Raw genomic sequence first — 17,657 nt, 5'->3', positions numbered from 1 at the left:
AGATTAGAGTGGGGGACAAAATGTGAATAAACGTAAGCGATTACTTCTTTTGTTAGGAACAGTGTTGTTAGCAGTCGTTTTGGTAGGTTGTGGTACTTCACCTATTACAGAACAAAGTACCGGAATATGGGACAAATATGTTATTTTTAATTTCTCTCGTGTTATTATTTGGTTGTCTAATTTATTTGGTGGAAGTTATGGAGTAGGGATAATTGTCTTTACATTGATTATTCGATTAATTCTTTTACCTGTTATGCATGGTCAAACCAAAAGTACTCGGAAAATGTCAGAGTTGCAACCGCAACTAAAAGAATTGCAAACAAAATATGCTTCTAAAGATACAGAGACTCAAAGTAAGTTAAAAGAAGAAACTTCTAAATTGTATTCAGAAGCAGGTGTCAACCCTGTAGCCGGTTGTTTGCCATTACTCATTCAGATGCCAGTACTGATTGCCATGTATCAAGCAATCAGCCGTACAGAAGTTTTAAAAACGGGAAATTTTTTATGGATGAATCTAGGGGCACCAGATCCATACTTCATCTTACCTGTACTAGCTGCAATATTAACATTTGCAACGACTAAGTTATCTACTATGAGTCAAGCAGAATCTAACCCGACAACGACCACTATGCTTTACGTAATGCCTGCTTTGATTTTATTCATGGGTATCACATTGCCTAGTGCATTATCATTATACTGGGTAGTTGGAAATGCGTTCTCTGTGGCACAAACATTATTATTAAATAATCCTTTTAAAATAAAAAAAGAGCGTGATGAAAAAATAAAAGCTGAACGAGATCGTCAACGCGCTCTTGAAAAAGCACTAAAAACGAAAAAAAAGAAAAAAAGATAAAGCATTAAAAATGGGGAGAATGGAGGCAGGCAGATGGATAAGTACACAGCTCAAGCTGAGACAATAGAGGAAGCTACTCAAAAAGCATTGAAGAAATTAGGAATCACTAGAAAAGAAGCTTCTATTGAAATAATAGATTCAGGCAGAAAAGGAATTTTTAAAATAGGTAAGAAAGATGCTATTGTAATGGTCACTAAAATGGCAACAGACAACAATGCGAAAGAAATCTTTCAAAAAACAGCTATTAAAGAGGAAACTTTTAGTCCAGTATCTGATTCAATCCGAGTTGAAACTGTACAAGAAAAAGCACCAAACTTGTCAGAGGTGAATCATTTAGAAACGGATCATCTTTCTACCGTAACTAGCACGGAACGAAATGATGAGCAAGCAATCAAAATGGTAGCCGATTACCTTCAAGACATCACGCAAAAAATGGGTATTTCTAGTACAGTAACGGTAGAAGAAACAACAGATCAAATCGTATTTCAAATTGAAACAGAAAAAGCGGGTTTGATTATTGGAAAACATGGTAAAGTGTTAAATGCCTTACAATCGTTAGCTCAAGTGTTGCTTCATCGTCATGCTCAAACAAAATTTGTTGCTATCGTAAATGTTGGAGATTATCGTGAACGCCGTGAAAATGCTTTGAGAGAGCTGGCTGAACGAACTGCTTTAAAAGTTCGACGTACAAAGCAACCTGTATTCTTAGAACCTATGCCTGCTTCTGAAAGAAAACAAATTCATTTTTATTTAAGTAAAGATGATTCTGTTATTACTCATTCTGAAGGCAATGAACCTCACCGTTATTTAGTCGTTGAATCAAAGTAACTAAATTTTTCTATAGAAAAAATAGTAAAAGAAAGAATTCGGTCAGCACGATCAGCCGAATTCTTTCTTTTTTTTGTAGTATAGTTGTTGTCTAATACAAAAGTCTCATAGGATGATTGAAAAAAATCCTGTATAGTATGTAATAAATAATTAAAGATAAGTAGGTGCCTAGAATGGTTAAAATTATGATTATTGAAGATGACTTGGTAATTGCTTCAAGTTTACAAGAAGAGTTAACGAAATGGCAATACGATGCGTTCCATGTAACAGACTTTAATGGGGTGATGGATACATTCACACATGAAGCACCTCAATTAGTTTTAATCGATATTAAACTACCTTATTTTAACGGCTATTACTGGTGTACAGAAATTCGCAAAATTTCACAAGTACCAATTATTTTTATTTCTTCTCAAAGTGAGCAAATGGACATTGTGATGGCTATTCAGATGGGAGCAGATGACTTTATTAGTAAACCTTTTGACTTAACCGTTGCATTAGCGAAGATACAAGCGCTATTGCGCAGAACGTATGATTTTACGGGAAATGATGCTTATTTAAGCTATCAGAAAGTCTATTTAAAAATAAGTGAATTAAAGATTCACTATCAAGATCAAGAAGTTGAACTGACAAAAAATGAAATGAAAATTTTAGAAGTTTTATTTTTACAAAAAGGAGCATTTGTTTCCCGAGAAGCGATTATGATGAAATTATGGGAAAATGATTCATTCATTGATGACAATACATTAGCAGTTAATATTAATCGTCTACGAAAAAAACTGGCAGAATTGAACTTAACTTCATTTATTGTTACAAAAAAAGGCTATGGGTATGGCCTACAAAAGGATGATGACTTTATTGAAAGCAACTAATAAAGTGATTGATGTTCTCAAGGCGTTTATAAAAGCTAATTATCCGTTCTTTTTAGCATACGTACTTAACTTATGTGTGTTTAGCTTTATTTATGTATTAGGACAATTGCCATTGTACTTTTTAGTATTTAGTATTGAACTTTCGCTATTTATAGGCGGATGTTTCTTTTTGTTTAAATTTTCAAAGTATTACAAACGTTTTCGATTGTTGGAACGATTAGATAAGGATCCGTTCGAAACATTGAAGCAGCTATCATCGAATCATGATCCGAGTGAAGCTTTTTTTCATCTTAAAATTGAAAATTTAATGGGAGAAATACAGCAAATCAAAAAAAAGAGTCTACAACGCAATGCGTCTCAAATGGATTATTTTACTTTGTGGCTGCATCAAATCAAAACACCTATTTCAGCTATCAGCTTATTGATGCAAAGAGATACTAAATCACTATTTAGCCATCAAATGGAACAAGAGTTAGTGCAGATTGAAAACTATACACATATGGCATTGAATTATTTGAAAATAGAGCAAAGCGGTTCTGATTTGGACTTTGTACAAGTTTCGCTTGATCGAGTCATCAAAGAAACGGTTAAAAAGTCTTCAATTCTATTTATTTATAAACATATCCAATTAGATTATCAAGAAATTGATAAGTCTGTTTTATCAGATGAGAAGTGGTTAAAGGTATTAGTAGAACAAATTGTTTCTAACAGCCTAAAATATACTCCAGAAGGCGGTAAGATAAAAATTTATATGAGCCCAACTACAGAAGATCAACTCATTATTGAAGATACCGGTATTGGCATTCGCTCTGAAGATTTGCCGCGTATTTTTGAACGTGGCTATTCTGGTTTTAATGGAAGAATACATGAAAAATCAACAGGGCTTGGTTTATTTCTTAGTCAGGAAATTACAAAACGTCTTGGTCATGGGATGTCAATCGAGTCAACTGTAGGAAAAGGCACTAAAGTAATGATCGATTTAGCCCGAACGTCACTAATAAAAGAGTATTAATACTGAATCTTACGAAAGTGTAAGGTTTAATCGTTATTTGTAAGAAGAGATAAAAGCAACTATTGTTCATTTTTATTAAACTAGTAATAGAAATAAAGAAATGAACAGGAGGAAACAATGATGACATTATTAAAAGTGAGCCATTTAAAAAAGACATATACAGGAAGGTTTTCAGCACAGGAAGTACAAGCTTTAAAAGACGTGAATTTCTCAGTAGAAAAAGGAGAATTTGTCTCCATTATGGGAGAATCAGGTTCTGGCAAGACCAGCTTATTAAACATTTTAGCAACACTGGATACGGCTACAGGTGGAGAAGTCTTGCTAGAAGGAAATGATTTAACAGGAATTAAGGACAGTGATATTTCTAATTTCCGCAGAGACTATCTTGGATTCGTGTTTCAAGACTTTAACTTACTAGACAACTTCTCAATTAAAGACAATATTCTGTTGCCGTTAGTACTGTCTAATACGCCAATAACTGAAATGGAACATCGTCTGATGCCAATTGTTAAAAAACTGAAAATTGAAGGGTTGGTCAATCATTATCCTTACGAAGTATCTGGAGGACAAAAACAACGTGCAGCTGTAGCTCGTGCTTTAATCACAAACCCGAAATTACTTCTTGCTGATGAACCAACTGGAGCATTAGATTCAAAATCCAGCCAAAGTTTATTAGAAACGTTTGAAACCATCAATAACGCTGGTCAGACCATTATCATGGTCACTCATAGTACAAGAGCTGCTGCTTATTCGAATCGTGTCTTGTTTATTCAAGATGGTGAAGTGTACCACGAAATTTACCGTGGAGAACAAACGCCAGATCAATTCATGGACAAAATTTCTCAAGCGTTGATCGTATTAGCTAATAGAGGTGAGCAACATGAATAGAGGATTTTTTTCTAAGTTAGCTTTACGTAACCTTAAATCCAATAAACAAATTTATTTACCTTATATTTTCGCTTCTATTGCTACGGTAGCAATGTTTTATATGATGGTTGCCTTAATGGGAAACAAATTTGTTCAGACGAGAAACGCATCTTTACCAATGATGTTTACTGTTGGAGCAGTGGTCATTGGGGTATTTTCCTTTCTGTTTGTTTTGTATACCAACAGTTTCTTAATCAAACGACGGAAAAAAGAAATTGGGTTGTACGCGATACTAGGAATGAAGAAAAAACATGTTTCTAGAATATTGACAATTGAATCATTAGTAACCAGCTCTTTTAGCATCATTGTAGGTTTGATTCTCGGACATCTACTGGGAGAACTTGCTTTCCTTATTTTAAATTATGCTTTGCAATTCGGCGTAAAGATGTCTTTTCCTTTTACATTGAATGCTGTAATAATCACGATTGGATTATTTGTTCTCATCTTTTTGGTGACGTTGCTCTATAATATCACTCAAGTAACGTTTTCTAACCCCATTCAATTGATCAAAGGAAAACAAACAGGAGAACGGGAACCAAAAAGTTCTATTATCCTTTTTATTCTCTCGTTATTATTGATTGGATCAGGTTACTATCTGTCTGTAATGATTGATAACCCAATGGACGCAATGCTTTACTTTTTACTTGCAGTGCTTTTGGTTATTGTAGGTACGTATTTCTTATTCATTTCTGGTTCAATATTTATCTTAAAAGCATTGAAGAAAAACAAGAAATTGTATTACCGTCCAAGTCCATTTATTTCAATTTCTGGTATGCTTTATCGTATGAAACAAAACGCCGTAGGATTAGCTAATATTACTATTTTAGCAACGATGGTCATTGTTGCAGTATCGACTACGATAGCGGTTTTTATAGGGATACAAGGTACGTTAGATGTCCGCTTTCCTTATGAAAATAAAGTAACGTATTATACAGAAGCTAATTTAGAAGAAGAATTTAAAGAAATACAAAAAGAAACGGAAGCAACAGGCTTAGAAGTAACAGGTACAGAAATCTATACGTACTATAACTTGAATCCAATAGTAGCAGATAATGAACTAATTCTTGGCGAAACGGATTATTCTGCAAATGAACTTTTTCAAGCTAAAATAATCGTACAAGAAGACTATGAAAAAATGACAAATCAATCGATTGACCTAGAATCAAATGAAATATTGATTTATGACTTAAAAGATGACTATGACTTTTCTACATTGCTTATAGGAGATGAAATTTATCAAATCAAGTCAAAGATAGAAAACCCTATCAAAATGGATGAATGGTTAAGCCCGAATATGATTCTTGTAGTTGAATCAAAAGAAGTTCTTCAGTCTATTATAGACTATAACATTCAAGCATCAGAGATCGAGTATGATGTTCCTATGGAAGCGATGATTTCATGGAATACGACTGGAACACAAGAGCAGAAAAAAAGCTATTCTGAGAAATTGGCAGATAAATTGAACAGTAGAGAAGGTTCATACTTTGAGTCTAAAGAACTTTTAAGTGATGCGTTATATGATATGAATGGTGGTTTCTTATTCTTAGGTATTTTCCTTGGATTATTGTTTACCTTTGGAGCAGCTTTGATTACCTACTTTAAACAAGTCTCAGAGGGCTATGATGATCGAGAAAAATTCCAAATCATGCAGAAAGTAGGATTAGACAAACAAATGATTCGCAAAACGACTCGTTTACAAATTATTTGGATGTTCTTATTGCCTCTAGTAATTGCGGTGATTCATGTTGCATTTGCCTTTCCAATTATCCAAAAACTGTTACTACTTTTCAATGTAGTAGATACAACATTAATCTTTTGGTGTTTTGCAAGTGTAATTGTTGGCTATAGTGTAATCTATGGAATCATTTATCAAGTAACCTCAAAAGTTTATTACAGCATCGTTAAATAATTTGTTAACAGGTAAAAGAGTGAACTAAGATTAATTCTTAGCTCACTCTTTTTATTTTTAAAAATAAAGGTAAAACGCTTGCATTTACAAAAGAAAAAGGTTACATTGTACTTGTATATACAAGTTGCAATTATAACTTTTTCTTAGGAGGAAAAAAATGGCAGATTACACGCAAGATGCAAAACAGCTTTTAGAAGACATCGGAGGTCCCGATAATATTTCTGCAGTCAGTCACTGTGCCACTCGCATGCGTTTCGTGTTAAATGATCCAGCAAAAGCAGACAGCAAAAAAATCGAAGATATCCCTGCAGTCAAAGGTACCTTTACTCAAGCCGGTCAGTATCAAGTTATTATTGGCAATGATGTTGCCACATTTTACAATGTATTTTCAAAAATTTCCGGAAAAGAAGGCGTATCTAAGGACGAAGTGAAAGCAGCCAGTAAACAAAATCAAAATCCAGTACAACGCGCGATGTCTGTTTTAGCAGAAATCTTTTCACCTATTATTCCAGCAATTATTGTCGGAGGGTTGATTTTAGGCTTCCGAAATATTTTGGAAGCCATTCCAATGGAATCTCTTGGTCAATTGATGGTAGATGGTGTAGCACAAGTCAACAGTGCTGGAGAACCTATTTACAATACAATCGTTAATGTCAGTCAGTTTTGGAGTGGAGTCAACTCGTTCTTATGGCTGATTGGTGAAGCTATTTTCCACTTCTTACCAGTCGGTATCACGTGGAGTGTTGCTAAAAAAATGGGAACCACTCAGATTTTAGGAATCGTTCTAGGGATCACACTAGTGTCACCTCAACTATTGAATGCATACGCAGTTGCCGGAACAGCAGCAGCAGACATTCCAGTTTGGGATTTTGGTTACTTCACAATTGACATGATCGGGTACCAAGCACAAGTTATTCCTGCTATGTTAGCCGGATTTGTATTAGCTTATTTAGAATTAGGATTGCGTAAAATAGTTCCGCAAGCTATTTCAATGATTTTTGTACCATTCTTTGCTTTAGTTCCAACGGTTTTGATTGCTCACACGGTTTTAGGACCAATTGGTTGGGTTATAGGAAACTGGGTTTCAAGTGTCGTTTATGCAGGATTAGGAAGCTCATTTAGCTGGTTGTTTGGTGCTTTGTTTGGTTTCTTATATTCACCGTTGGTTATTACAGGATTGCACCATATGACGAATGCAATCGATTTACAATTGATTGCTGACTTTAAAGGAACCAATTTATGGCCAATGATCGCTTTATCAAATATTGCTCAAGGTTCAGCAGTGCTGGCGATTATCTTCTTACACCGCGGAAATGAAAAAGAAGAACAAGTGTCTATTCCAGCGATGATTTCTTGTTATCTAGGTGTAACTGAGCCCGCTATGTTTGGGATCAATATCAAATACATTTACCCATTTGTGGCGGCTATGATCGGTTCAGGTCTTGCTGGGTTAGTAGCTACTACTTTCAACGTGACAGCCAATTCAATCGGTGTTGGTGGAATTCCAGGTTTCTTATCTATCCAAAATCAATATTGGCCAATCTTCTTCCTTTGTATGGCAATCGCAATAGTGGTACCGATTGTCTTAACAATTGTATTCCGTAAGTACAATATTTTAAATAAATCAGATCAAGTTGTTGTTACAGAACCAGAATTAGGAAAATAATTTTTAGAAAGTAGGAATAAAATGAGTACCTTTCATGAGAAAGTCGTGTATCAAATTTACCCAAAATCTTTTAAGGATTCAAATGGAGATGGAGTAGGAGATTTAAAAGGAATTATTGAAAAAATACCCTATTTAGCTGAGTTAGGCGTTGATGTATTATGGATCAATCCATTTTTCATTTCTCCACAAAAAGACAATGGCTATGATATCGCTAATTATGTAGAAATCGATCCTTTATTTGGAACAATGGAAGATTTTGAGGAACTCATTGTCGTAACGAAGGAATATAAATTGGAAGTTATGTTAGATATGGTGTTAAACCATACCTCTATCGAACATGAATGGTTCCAAAAAGCTCTTAAAGGTGAGAAGAAATACCAAGATTACTATATCCTACGTGAACCAAAGTCAGACGGAAGCCATCCTACGAACTGGGTCTCAAAATTTGGTGGCCCAGCTTGGGCTCCTTTTGCTAATACTGGAAAAGAGTACTTGCATTTGTATGACGTGTCGCAAGCTGACTTAGATTGGCGTAATCCTGAAGTAAGAGAAGAAGTATTTAATGTAGTCAATTTTTGGTTAGAAAAAGGCGTAAAAGGATTCCGGTTTGATGTGATTAATGTAATCGGTAAAGATGAAGAACTATTAGATGCAGAAGATAATATAGGTAAATCGTTGTATACAGATCGCCCAATCGCACATGAATTTATCCATGAAATGAACCAAAAAACGTTTGGAAGATATTCAGATATCATGACAGTTGGTGAAATGTCTTCAACAACGATTGAAAATGGAATTGCATATTCTAATCCAGATAAACAAGAATTATCGATGGTTTTTAGTTTCCATCATTTAAAAGTTGATTATTTAGATGGCGAAAAATGGAGTAAAACATCATTTGATTTTATAAAATTAAAAGAGTTGCTCAACGATTGGCAGGAAGGCATGTCTTATGGAAATGGATGGAATGCATTATTCTGGAACAACCATGACCAACCACGTGTAATAAGCCGATTTGGAGATCCAGTGAATCATTTTGAAGCTTCAGCTAAACTCTTCGCTCAGTCAATTCATTTGCTGCGTGGGACCCCTTATATTTATCAAGGAGAAGAAATTGGAATGACAGATCCTGAATTTCAAGAAATGACAGATTATGTGGACATTGAAACGCATAATGCCTATAAAGAATTAAAAGCAAAAAATTTACCACATGAAGAAATTATGGAAATCATTAAAAGTAAGTCTCGAGATAATAGCCGGACTCCGATGCAATGGACAAATGAGGAAAATGCAGGTTTCACATCAGGAGAACCGTGGATAAAATTAGCTGACAACTACCATCAAATTAATGTAGAAAAAGAACAAGTAGAAGGATCCATCTTTGAATTTTATAAAAAATTGATTCAATTGAGAAAAGAGATGCCGGTTATTTCTGAAGGAAGCTATCGTGGAATCATGATGGATCATCCGAGTGTTTATGGCTATGTTAGAGAATATGAAGGTGAACAGTTGCTTGTACTCAATCATTTTTACGCAGGTTCGGTAACATTGGAAATTCCAGAAGAATTTTTAACGAAAGCTAGTCGCTACCTTATTGGGAATGGAAAAGAAAGATCATTAACCACGAACTTAGAATTAGGTCCCTACGAAACCATTGCTTTTTATTTTGAAGCTAAGTAAACAAAAAAAGGAAACTGATAATTATCAGTTTCCTTTTTTGTTGACTCTTCGTCAATGGTGTTGATAGAACAAAACAAAATTTCTTCTGGAATAGACGGGTTTGCTTGTGGAGAGCCATGGGAACGTCTGAAGCTGCTTTATTCTAGAACGTGTTTCAAAAAGCAGTCCTGACGTCCACTTCACGAATAATGCTCGATGGTCGTTGACCATACTGCGCTTATTCGCTCCAGTGATTCAGGTCTAACCGCTTTTAGTCACACTTCCAATGAAGCGCTAACGTTTTATAATTTGCATTGAATCCAATGCATGGCTACAAGCAAACCCTATTCCTCCAGAAATAACTTGTAACCAATTTAATTAAGCTATCGACACTAAAATGTATAGAGCCTTTTTGTTTATAAAGAATTTCGACGTCTAGCAAAATCGACGAATCGAAAGCGATCCAAACGATGACGTGATTCGGTATGTTGAAATAGGGTTGTATCTTCTAAATAGACATCACTTCGCACAACCACAACATGGGTATCTTCTTGTAAATCCATCAATCGTTTATCCTCTTCAGTAATAGGATCTACCGTTATTTCTTTTTGAGCGTAACCGATAGATAGACCCAATGTTTGTTCAATATAATGGTACAAAGAGTCTTCAGCAGCTTCATTCGGGATACTTGGAACAATAGAAGTGACTAAATAATCCTTATCAATAATAACCACTTCTCCATGTACTTTTCTTAATCGTTCAAGATACAAAACTGGAGTACCTACAGAAAGTTTTAAGTGATTCGCTAACTCTTCTGAAACAGGTAGCAAGCCATTGGATACCACAATTGTTTGACTATTCATATTTTGAGCATCTTGGAGTTCTTTATAACTTGTCAATCCTGATACAGGGAAATCAAAGCGCTTAATATCTAAAACAATAGAACCTTTGCCTTGTATTTTTTGTATATATCCTTTTTCTAAAAGTAAATTTAGGGCCTTTCGAATTGTTTCACGGGAAACATTGTAGGTTTTGACTAATTCATTTTCACTAGGTAAAAGATCACCTGAAATAAATCGTTGATTTAAAATCGCTGCTTCGAGATCTAAAAAAATTTCATTAAACTTGCTCATATAGATTCCTCACATTTCCTATCCTTAGCTTACATTTTAGCATAGTCTCTTAAGAAAAACTTGCAAATGCTAACACTTATTTAAGTAGAAGAAAGAAAAAATAGTCAGGGAAATCAGGGAAAAAGTTGTGTTTAAACCTTGCTAGTGTATTATTGTAAGAATATAAAAGAACAATAGTGTATACATTACAAGGGGGCAATTGATTTGAGAAATGTAGAAACTGGAACATTGGAAAAAAGAATCAAAGTAGCAGCAAAAAAAATACCAGCTGATCTAGTTATCAAAAATGGAACGATTGTGAACGTGTTTACGGGTGAATTCATGAGTGGGGATATTGCGATAACAGAAGGTATGATTGTTGGAATAGGCTCATATGACGGTGTTGAAACAATTGACGCTCAAAATAAAGTTATTGTACCAGGGTTTATTGACGGACATGTTCATATTGAAAGTTCGTTGTTAACACCAAAAGAATTCTCAAAAGTCGTACTGCAACATGGCGTAACTAGTGTTATTACAGATCCGCATGAAATCGCTAATGTAGCTGGAGTGGATGGCATTCAGTTTATGCTAGAAGAAGCAAAAAGTTTGCCAATGGATATTTATGTTATGTTATCTTCTTGCGTCCCAGCAACAGCATTTGAAAATAATGGGGCACTATTAAATGCCGAACAACTTGAACCTTTCTTATCAGAGCCAGAAGTATTAGGTTTAGCGGAAGTGATGGATTTTTTCTCTGTAAAAAATGGCGACAGTGTGATGATGGATAAACTTGCTATGGTTCAAGAAGCAGATCGTTATATAGATGGGCATGCTGCCGGTTTGACTAGAGAAGAATTAAACATCTATTTAGCAGCTGGAATTCGAACAGATCATGAAAGTATTGATGCGCAGGAAGCAAAAGATCGTTTGGACTTAGGTATGCACTTAATGATTCGAGAAGGAACAGTAGCTAAAGACTTAATGGCCTTGTTACCTGCTGTGACAGCAAAAAATGCTAGAAGGTGCTTGTTTGTTACAGATGATAAATTGATTGATGATTTATTAGCAGAGGGAAGCATCGACCATATCGTACGTTTAGCTATTCAAAAAGGACTAGATCCTATAACGGCTATCCAAATGGGAACGCTAAATACAGCTGAATGTTTTAATTTGAAACATTTAGGAGCGATTGCTCCAGGTTACCAAGCTGATTTTTTGATTTTGGACGATTTAGAAACTGTTGCTATTGATCAAGTGTACAAAAAAGGAGTGATGATTTCAGATAATGGGAATTTGACTACTGCTTTATTTGAAACAAAGGTGGAAAAAAAACTTATAGGCGCAAATTTAGCAAAAATAAACACTCAAGAGTTAACAACAACAGCATTGGCAGTACCTTTAACAAATCCTTTGTGTAACGTAATCAAGATCATTCCCAATAGTCTGATTACTAATCATTTGAAAGAAAATGTCACAGTTAAAAACGGCTGTTTTGTCCCTTCAATCGAAAGTGATCAGTTGAAAATTGTTGTTATTGAACGACATAACGGAACCAATCATGTCGGTTTAGGTATTGTAAAAGGGTTCCGTTTAACTAAAGGAGCAATTGCTACAACTGTGGCGCACGATTCACACAATATTGTAGCAGTGGGAACTTCTGATCAGGAAATTTTAAAAGCGGTTGAACAAGTTATCAGAACCAATGGTGGTTTAACTGTAGTAGCAGGAGAAGAAGTACTCGCTTCATTAGCATTACCTGTAGCAGGATTAATGACAGAATCAGATTATTTAGTTGTTAACCAACAGTTAAAAGAATTGAATCAGGCAGTCGCCACTATCGGAAAAGAATTAAATTTCAATCCATTTTTAACATTATCCTTTTTAACACTACCGGTTATTCCAAAATTAAAATTAACAGATTTAGGATTATTTGATTTTGAACAGTCTGCTCATATACCTATTCAAATCATAAATAAGTAACAAAAAGATCCACCTAAAAGATTAATCTCTCTTAGGTGGATCTTTTTAATTATTCAACATCTGGGGGATATGAATAAGCTTCATTTAATGGTATTAGTTTAAAATTTGCACTTCCATTGTTTGTCTACCAAAGGCTAATGCTTGGTTTAAGTCGGTCATGTGAACATCGATACGGTTTCCTTTAATGGCACTACCAGTATCACCAGCAATAAATGTACCTTGTCCTGGAATGTAGACAGTTGAACCTAAAGGAATAACACTTGGGTCAACAGCAATTACATTTGGATTTTCGTTTAAGTTGATTCCAGTTGCAGTAGTATCACTTAATTCAGGTTGATTTGTTGAATAAGCTGTTGCTTCAACAGTAACTGTTTTACCAGATTGTGCAGTTTCAGCAGCAGGAGCTTGTTCTTCAACAACCGGTGCAGTTTCAACAGCAGGAGCTTGTTCTTCAACAACTGGCGCTTCTTCAGCAGGCTCTACTTCTACAACATCTGGAGTACTAACATTGTAGCTTTTAGTTTCTTCAGGAGTTTCAATAGTAACAGTTGATTGGTCAGCAGATAAAGAAATAGTATTGCCACTATAAATAGTGTTTGCATTATTTATATCATTTACATCTACTAAATCATTAATAGATAAATTAGTTGCCAAAGCTACTGACGATAATGTATCGCCCCATTGAATCGTATATTGAGTGCTTCCGTCTTCAGTGCTTTTAAGATCTTGTTTGATCTCACTTACTGAACGAGCTTCCCAAGTGCTAGAAGTATATTCAGCAGCAGAAGCCTCTGTTGGATTTGAAACGGCAATGACACCTGTTAAAGCTAAAGTTGCACTTGCTACAAATAATTTCGATTTAAAGTTTTTCATTTTTTTTTGATCTCCTTTATTGGTTAAATATAGTTTTCCTTGCTTAATGTAAAAGAAGGTGACTGTGGATTCTGAGCGACGATGTTCCATACAATCTCTAAGTGCTATTAAAAATGAAGGGATTGTTCCTTCAACAAATGCTATCCTACCATGGTAAAAAAAAATTAAAAGGCCTTTAGGGCATTCGTCATCGTTTCTTATTCATTCTGTATTATTTCAATCGTTTCATTACCAAAGCAATACAAAACAAGTAAATTAATGTAAAATATGACTTAATCTGTAATTTTATTCTGTAAAAGTTACACGAAAGAAGCCGTGTTAAGGTGTATGTTGTTAATAGTAAATACTTACAAATAAAGGATTTATAGTGATGGGAGGGCTTAAATGACACAAAAAGAAAGCTACAATAAAATCAATGCAATCAAATGGATTGGAATTATTACAATGACAATCGATCATATCGGTTATTACTTGTATCCTGAAGTCATTTGGCTTCGTATCATAGGAAGAATAGCTTTTCCATGTTTTCTATACACAACGATTCAAGGAAGTAAAAATACCAGCAATTTCAAAAAATACTTTTTTCAATTGATTGGCACAGGTATTTTAACGATTCCAATTAGTCTTTATTCTGGAACAGTGTTTAATATATTATTTACACTGGCTCTAGTAGCACTATCGATTAAAGACAAGCGTTTTTTTGTTTTAGCATTAGTACTAAGTTACTTTTGTGAGTATGGAATATATGGTTTTTTATTGGGATGGGCTATTTATTGTATGGTATTTATTCATAAGCCACTTGGAGTAATACTTTTTCTGGTGGTGCACATTTTTGTCTGGCCATCTCTTCAACTATTTGCCTGTTTGGCTATTTTTCTACTATTAATAGACACATATAGGGAGACTAAAAAAATGCCGAAAATTTTTGGTTACCTCTACTACCCATTGCATCAATTAATTTTATTGGCTATTAAATTTAGTTTATAAGAAAGGAGTACCTATTATGAAAGCACAGCAAATGTGGCAGAAATTTGTTTCAGTATACCCGGAGTATCAGAACGAAACGTATCAAGCTTGGAGCTACGGTGTAGTACCAGATGAATTAGCACGTTTAACCATCGAACAGATAAAAACAGCTACGGCTTCCGCCTATGAAGAATATGCAATAGAAAACGAAGCATTACCACAAGTTGGAGAATTAAATATCATACTTGATGCTAGAGAAGAAGCTGTCTGCATCACAAAGACGATAAAAGTGTCCGTAGTCCCTTTTTTAGAAGTATCAGAAAAACATGCATTCAAAGAAGGCGAAGGAGATCGTTCACTAAGGTACTGGAGAAAAGTCCACGAAGACTTTTTCACAAAATCTTATAAGCAAAGTGGATTAGTTTTTCATGACAATATTCTTGTGGTATGTGAAGAATTTAAAGTGATTTATAAATAAGAAGAAGTTAGAATAATGGTATAATGAAAAGTGAAATAGTCGTCAGAAGGAATGAAGATTCTAGAGAATGACTAAATGAAACAAGTTGAAAGGGTGCATCATTATGATTATTAGAGAACGGGAAAATGATTTTGTTATGATTGAACAAAAGAACCATGCTCAATTCGCGGGAGACGTTATGGCTCAATGGAAAAAAACGTTGTTTCAAGGAGAAGAGTTAAGCAAGTCAGTAGATTACGCTATTCGAATGCATGACTATGGATGGGAATCTCTTGATAAAAGTCCCTTTTGGAATGATAAAAAACAAGCTCCATATTCACTATTTGATTTTCCAAAAGCACCGAAAATTATCTTTTATACTTATGGTATCGATGAAGTTGAAAAAGTTGATGCTTATGCCGCATTACTTTGCAGCAGACATTATACTCAATTCTTTTTAAAAGATTCATCTAAAGAATCACAGGCATTTCTTAAACAAGAAGAAGAACGGAAGAGTCGAATCATTGCTGCATTGGATTATTTTGATAAGTGTGTTTTTGATTTCCATTATGCTTTACTGGTATTGGGAGATACGCTATCTGTATATGCATGTGTCAACGAACCTGGAGCTACGGAAGAAACGATTCATCCCTTTTTTAAAAAAGGACTTTCGTTATCTGAAGAACTTGGATTAAATGAAACGAATATACATCCGAGCTGGATCGATGAACAAACGATTGCATTAAAAGTTTTCCCTTTTGAAGCTCCTATTAATAGTAGATTGATTCAAAAAGTAGTGTCTAAAGCAGCGATTATGGAAAAGGGTCTGTTAGATAGCTACAATGAAGCAGAGTATGAAGAAGTACGAATAAATGTAAGATCAGCAAAGTAAATCATAAATAAAGTCAACTGAAGTTGTTGACAAATAGTTAGAGAACTTGTATAGTCTTAACGGAACAACAAATTAACATTAAATATACTGAAAATTAAATAACTTATCTGAATGATAAAAGTAGTCAAAGTGCTTTCCATTCCTTTTGTGAAAAACAAAAGGGTGGAGTAGGCACTTTTTTCGTGCAAAAAAATAGAAGGAGTGAGAGAGCGTGACATTAGAATTTGAAACAATTGCAGCTATTTCGACGCCTCCTGGTGAAGGGGCAATAGGGATAGTAAGGTTGAGTGGGGAACAAGCTATTGAAATTGCAGACCGTGTATATAAATCTGGTTCAAAAGCACTTGCTGAACAAAAGAGTCATACTATTCACTATGGCCACATTGAAAACCCAAAAACGAATGAAACGATTGATGAAGTAATGGTATCTGTTATGCGTGAACCTAGAACCTTTACAAGAGAAGATGTCGTTGAAATCAATTGCCATGGAGGGATTACTTCTGTCAATCAAGTTTTGCAATGTGTTTTACAAAATGGCGCTCGCTTAGCTGAACCTGGTGAGTTTACAAAACGGGCTTTCTTGAATGGACGAATCGACTTATCTCAAGCAGAAGCTGTAATGGATTTGATTCGTGCTAAAACAGACAGAGCGATGCATGTTGCATTAAAGCAATTAGATGGAAACTTGTCTAATTTAATTCGCAATTTGCGTCTAGATATATTAGATACATTAGCTCAAGTAGAAGTGAATATTGATTATCCTGAATACGATGACGTTGAAGAAATGACTTCGAAATTGTTGATTGAAAAAGCTAAATTAGTTAAAGCTTCCATTCAACAGTTGCTAGAAACGGCTAGCCAAGGAAAGATTTTAAGAGAAGGGCTAGCAACAGCTATTATTGGACGACCAAATGTTGGTAAATCGAGCTTGTTGAATTATCTATTGGATGAAGAAAAAGCCATCGTTACAGATATTGCCGGTACCACACGGGATGTCATTGAAGAATACATCAGTGTTAAAGGTGTTCCTTTAAAACTAATCGACACAGCAGGTATCCGCGAAACAGAAGATATTATTGAACGCATTGGTGTAGAACGAAGCCGTCAAGCCCTAAGCGATGCAGATTTAGTATTGTTGGTGTTTAACCAAAGCGAATCCTTAACAATAGAAGATAAAGCCTTAATTGAAGCAACAAGCCAACACCACCGTATTATTATTTTAAACAAAATGGATTTACCAAATAAATTAGATTTAACTGAATTAGAAACGCTAGTAGATCCAGAAAGTATTGTGAAGACTTCTATTTTATCTAAATCAGGTGTAGATGTTTTAGAAAAGAAAATAGCTGCTCTCTTCTTCACTGGACAAACTGGTGAACGTGATGCTACTTACGTATCTAATGTACGCCATATTGCATTATTACATGATGCAGAAGAAGCGTTAGATGAAGTCATCAATGGAGTAGAGGCTGGTATGCCAGTAGATCTCATTCAAATAGATATGACACGTTGTTGGGATCTATTAGGTGAGATTACAGGAGACAGCGTTCAAGACGAACTACTGACCCAACTATTCAGCCAATTCTGCCTAGGAAAATAAGGATGCTGAACTTCCCGTTTAGACACACAGCGATTTTCAAGAATTGAA

15 protein-coding genes are annotated in these 17,657 nt (G+C 34.9%); 13 read left to right on the top strand and 2 right to left on the bottom strand.

The genetic code is table 11. From position 1 onward, the window contains the following. The first annotated feature begins 22 nt into the window (after positions 1-22). From yidC to treC, 8 genes are all read left to right on the top strand, one after another. A complete protein-coding gene (yidC, locus tag BLT48_RS09145; protein WP_089977413.1) occupies positions 23-853 on the top strand; it encodes a membrane protein insertase YidC in 831 nt (276 codons plus the stop codon). A 33-nt stretch (positions 854-886) separates the two neighbouring features. Continuing rightward, complete coding sequence (gene jag, locus BLT48_RS09140) at positions 887-1,681, top strand: RNA-binding cell elongation regulator Jag/EloR (protein ID WP_089977410.1); 795 nt, start codon at positions 887-889, stop codon at positions 1,679-1,681. 173 nt (positions 1,682-1,854) lie between these two features. After that, the gene (locus BLT48_RS09135; protein ID WP_089977407.1) at positions 1,855-2,553 is read left to right on the top strand and encodes a response regulator transcription factor; all 699 of its coding nucleotides are present in this window, start codon (positions 1,855-1,857) and stop codon (positions 2,551-2,553) included. Beyond that, entirely contained in the window at positions 2,540-3,565 is a 1,026-nt protein-coding gene (locus tag BLT48_RS09130) for a sensor histidine kinase (protein ID WP_176944109.1), read from the top strand. Before BLT48_RS09135 ends, BLT48_RS09130 begins: the two co-directional genes overlap by 14 nt. A 120-nt stretch (positions 3,566-3,685) precedes the next feature. After that, complete coding sequence (locus tag BLT48_RS09125) at positions 3,686-4,453, top strand: ABC transporter ATP-binding protein (protein WP_089977405.1); 768 nt, start codon at positions 3,686-3,688, stop codon at positions 4,451-4,453. Then, positions 4,446-6,401: an ABC transporter permease gene (locus BLT48_RS09120; RefSeq protein WP_089977402.1), complete on the top strand. Its 1,956-nt coding sequence runs from the start codon at positions 4,446-4,448 to the stop codon at positions 6,399-6,401. The genes BLT48_RS09125 and BLT48_RS09120 overlap by 8 nt, the downstream gene beginning before the upstream one ends. 157 nt (positions 6,402-6,558) lie before the next feature. Continuing rightward, positions 6,559-8,067 (top strand): PTS system trehalose-specific EIIBC component, encoded by a 1,509-nt coding sequence (gene treP, locus BLT48_RS09115; RefSeq protein WP_089977398.1) that lies wholly within the window; start codon positions 6,559-6,561, stop codon positions 8,065-8,067. A gap of 21 nt (positions 8,068-8,088) precedes the next feature. After that, on the top strand, positions 8,089-9,747 hold the full coding sequence (treC, locus tag BLT48_RS09110; RefSeq protein WP_089977394.1) for an alpha,alpha-phosphotrehalase: 1,659 nt from the start codon (positions 8,089-8,091) through the stop codon (positions 9,745-9,747). 395 nt (positions 9,748-10,142) lie between these two features. Here the strand turns inward: treC and treR are convergent, their stop codons facing one another. Continuing rightward, positions 10,143-10,859, bottom strand: coding sequence for a trehalose operon repressor (treR, locus tag BLT48_RS09105; RefSeq protein WP_089977392.1), 717 nt, complete (start codon positions 10,857-10,859; stop codon positions 10,143-10,145). Positions 10,860-11,063: 204 nt separating this feature from the next. Between treR and ade the strand changes: the two genes are divergently transcribed. Next, complete coding sequence (ade, locus tag BLT48_RS09100) at positions 11,064-12,821, top strand: adenine deaminase (RefSeq protein ID WP_089977387.1); 1,758 nt, start codon at positions 11,064-11,066, stop codon at positions 12,819-12,821. 93 nt (positions 12,822-12,914) lie between these two features. Here the strand turns inward: ade and BLT48_RS09095 are convergent, their stop codons facing one another. Then, positions 12,915-13,694, bottom strand: coding sequence for a 3D domain-containing protein (locus BLT48_RS09095; protein ID WP_089978742.1), 780 nt, complete (start codon positions 13,692-13,694; stop codon positions 12,915-12,917). Positions 13,695-14,078: 384 nt separating this feature from the next. On the opposite strand from BLT48_RS09095, the gene BLT48_RS09090 reads away from it, so the two are divergent. From BLT48_RS09090 to mnmE, 4 genes are all read left to right on the top strand, one after another. Further along, positions 14,079-14,681 (top strand): TraX family protein, encoded by a 603-nt coding sequence (locus BLT48_RS09090; protein ID WP_035020960.1) that lies wholly within the window; start codon positions 14,079-14,081, stop codon positions 14,679-14,681. A gap of 16 nt (positions 14,682-14,697) precedes the next feature. Further along, positions 14,698-15,138 carry an ASCH domain-containing protein gene (locus tag BLT48_RS09085; protein ID WP_035020958.1) on the top strand — a complete coding sequence of 147 codons (441 nt, stop codon included), beginning with the start codon at positions 14,698-14,700 and terminating at the stop codon, positions 15,136-15,138. Between the two features lie 103 nt (positions 15,139-15,241). Further along, complete coding sequence (locus tag BLT48_RS09080) at positions 15,242-16,009, top strand: DUF3891 family protein (RefSeq protein ID WP_035020956.1); 768 nt, start codon at positions 15,242-15,244, stop codon at positions 16,007-16,009. A gap of 211 nt (positions 16,010-16,220) precedes the next feature. Continuing rightward, a complete protein-coding gene (gene mnmE / locus BLT48_RS09075) occupies positions 16,221-17,609 on the top strand; it encodes a tRNA uridine-5-carboxymethylaminomethyl(34) synthesis GTPase MnmE (RefSeq protein ID WP_035020955.1) in 1,389 nt (462 codons plus the stop codon). Positions 17,610-17,657 lie beyond the last annotated feature (48 nt).

It is taken from the genome of Carnobacterium viridans, assembly GCF_900102725.1.
GTDB lineage: Bacteria > Bacillota > Bacilli > Lactobacillales > Carnobacteriaceae > Carnobacterium_B > Carnobacterium_B viridans.
This window is presented reverse-complemented; position numbering and strand designations above follow the sequence as displayed.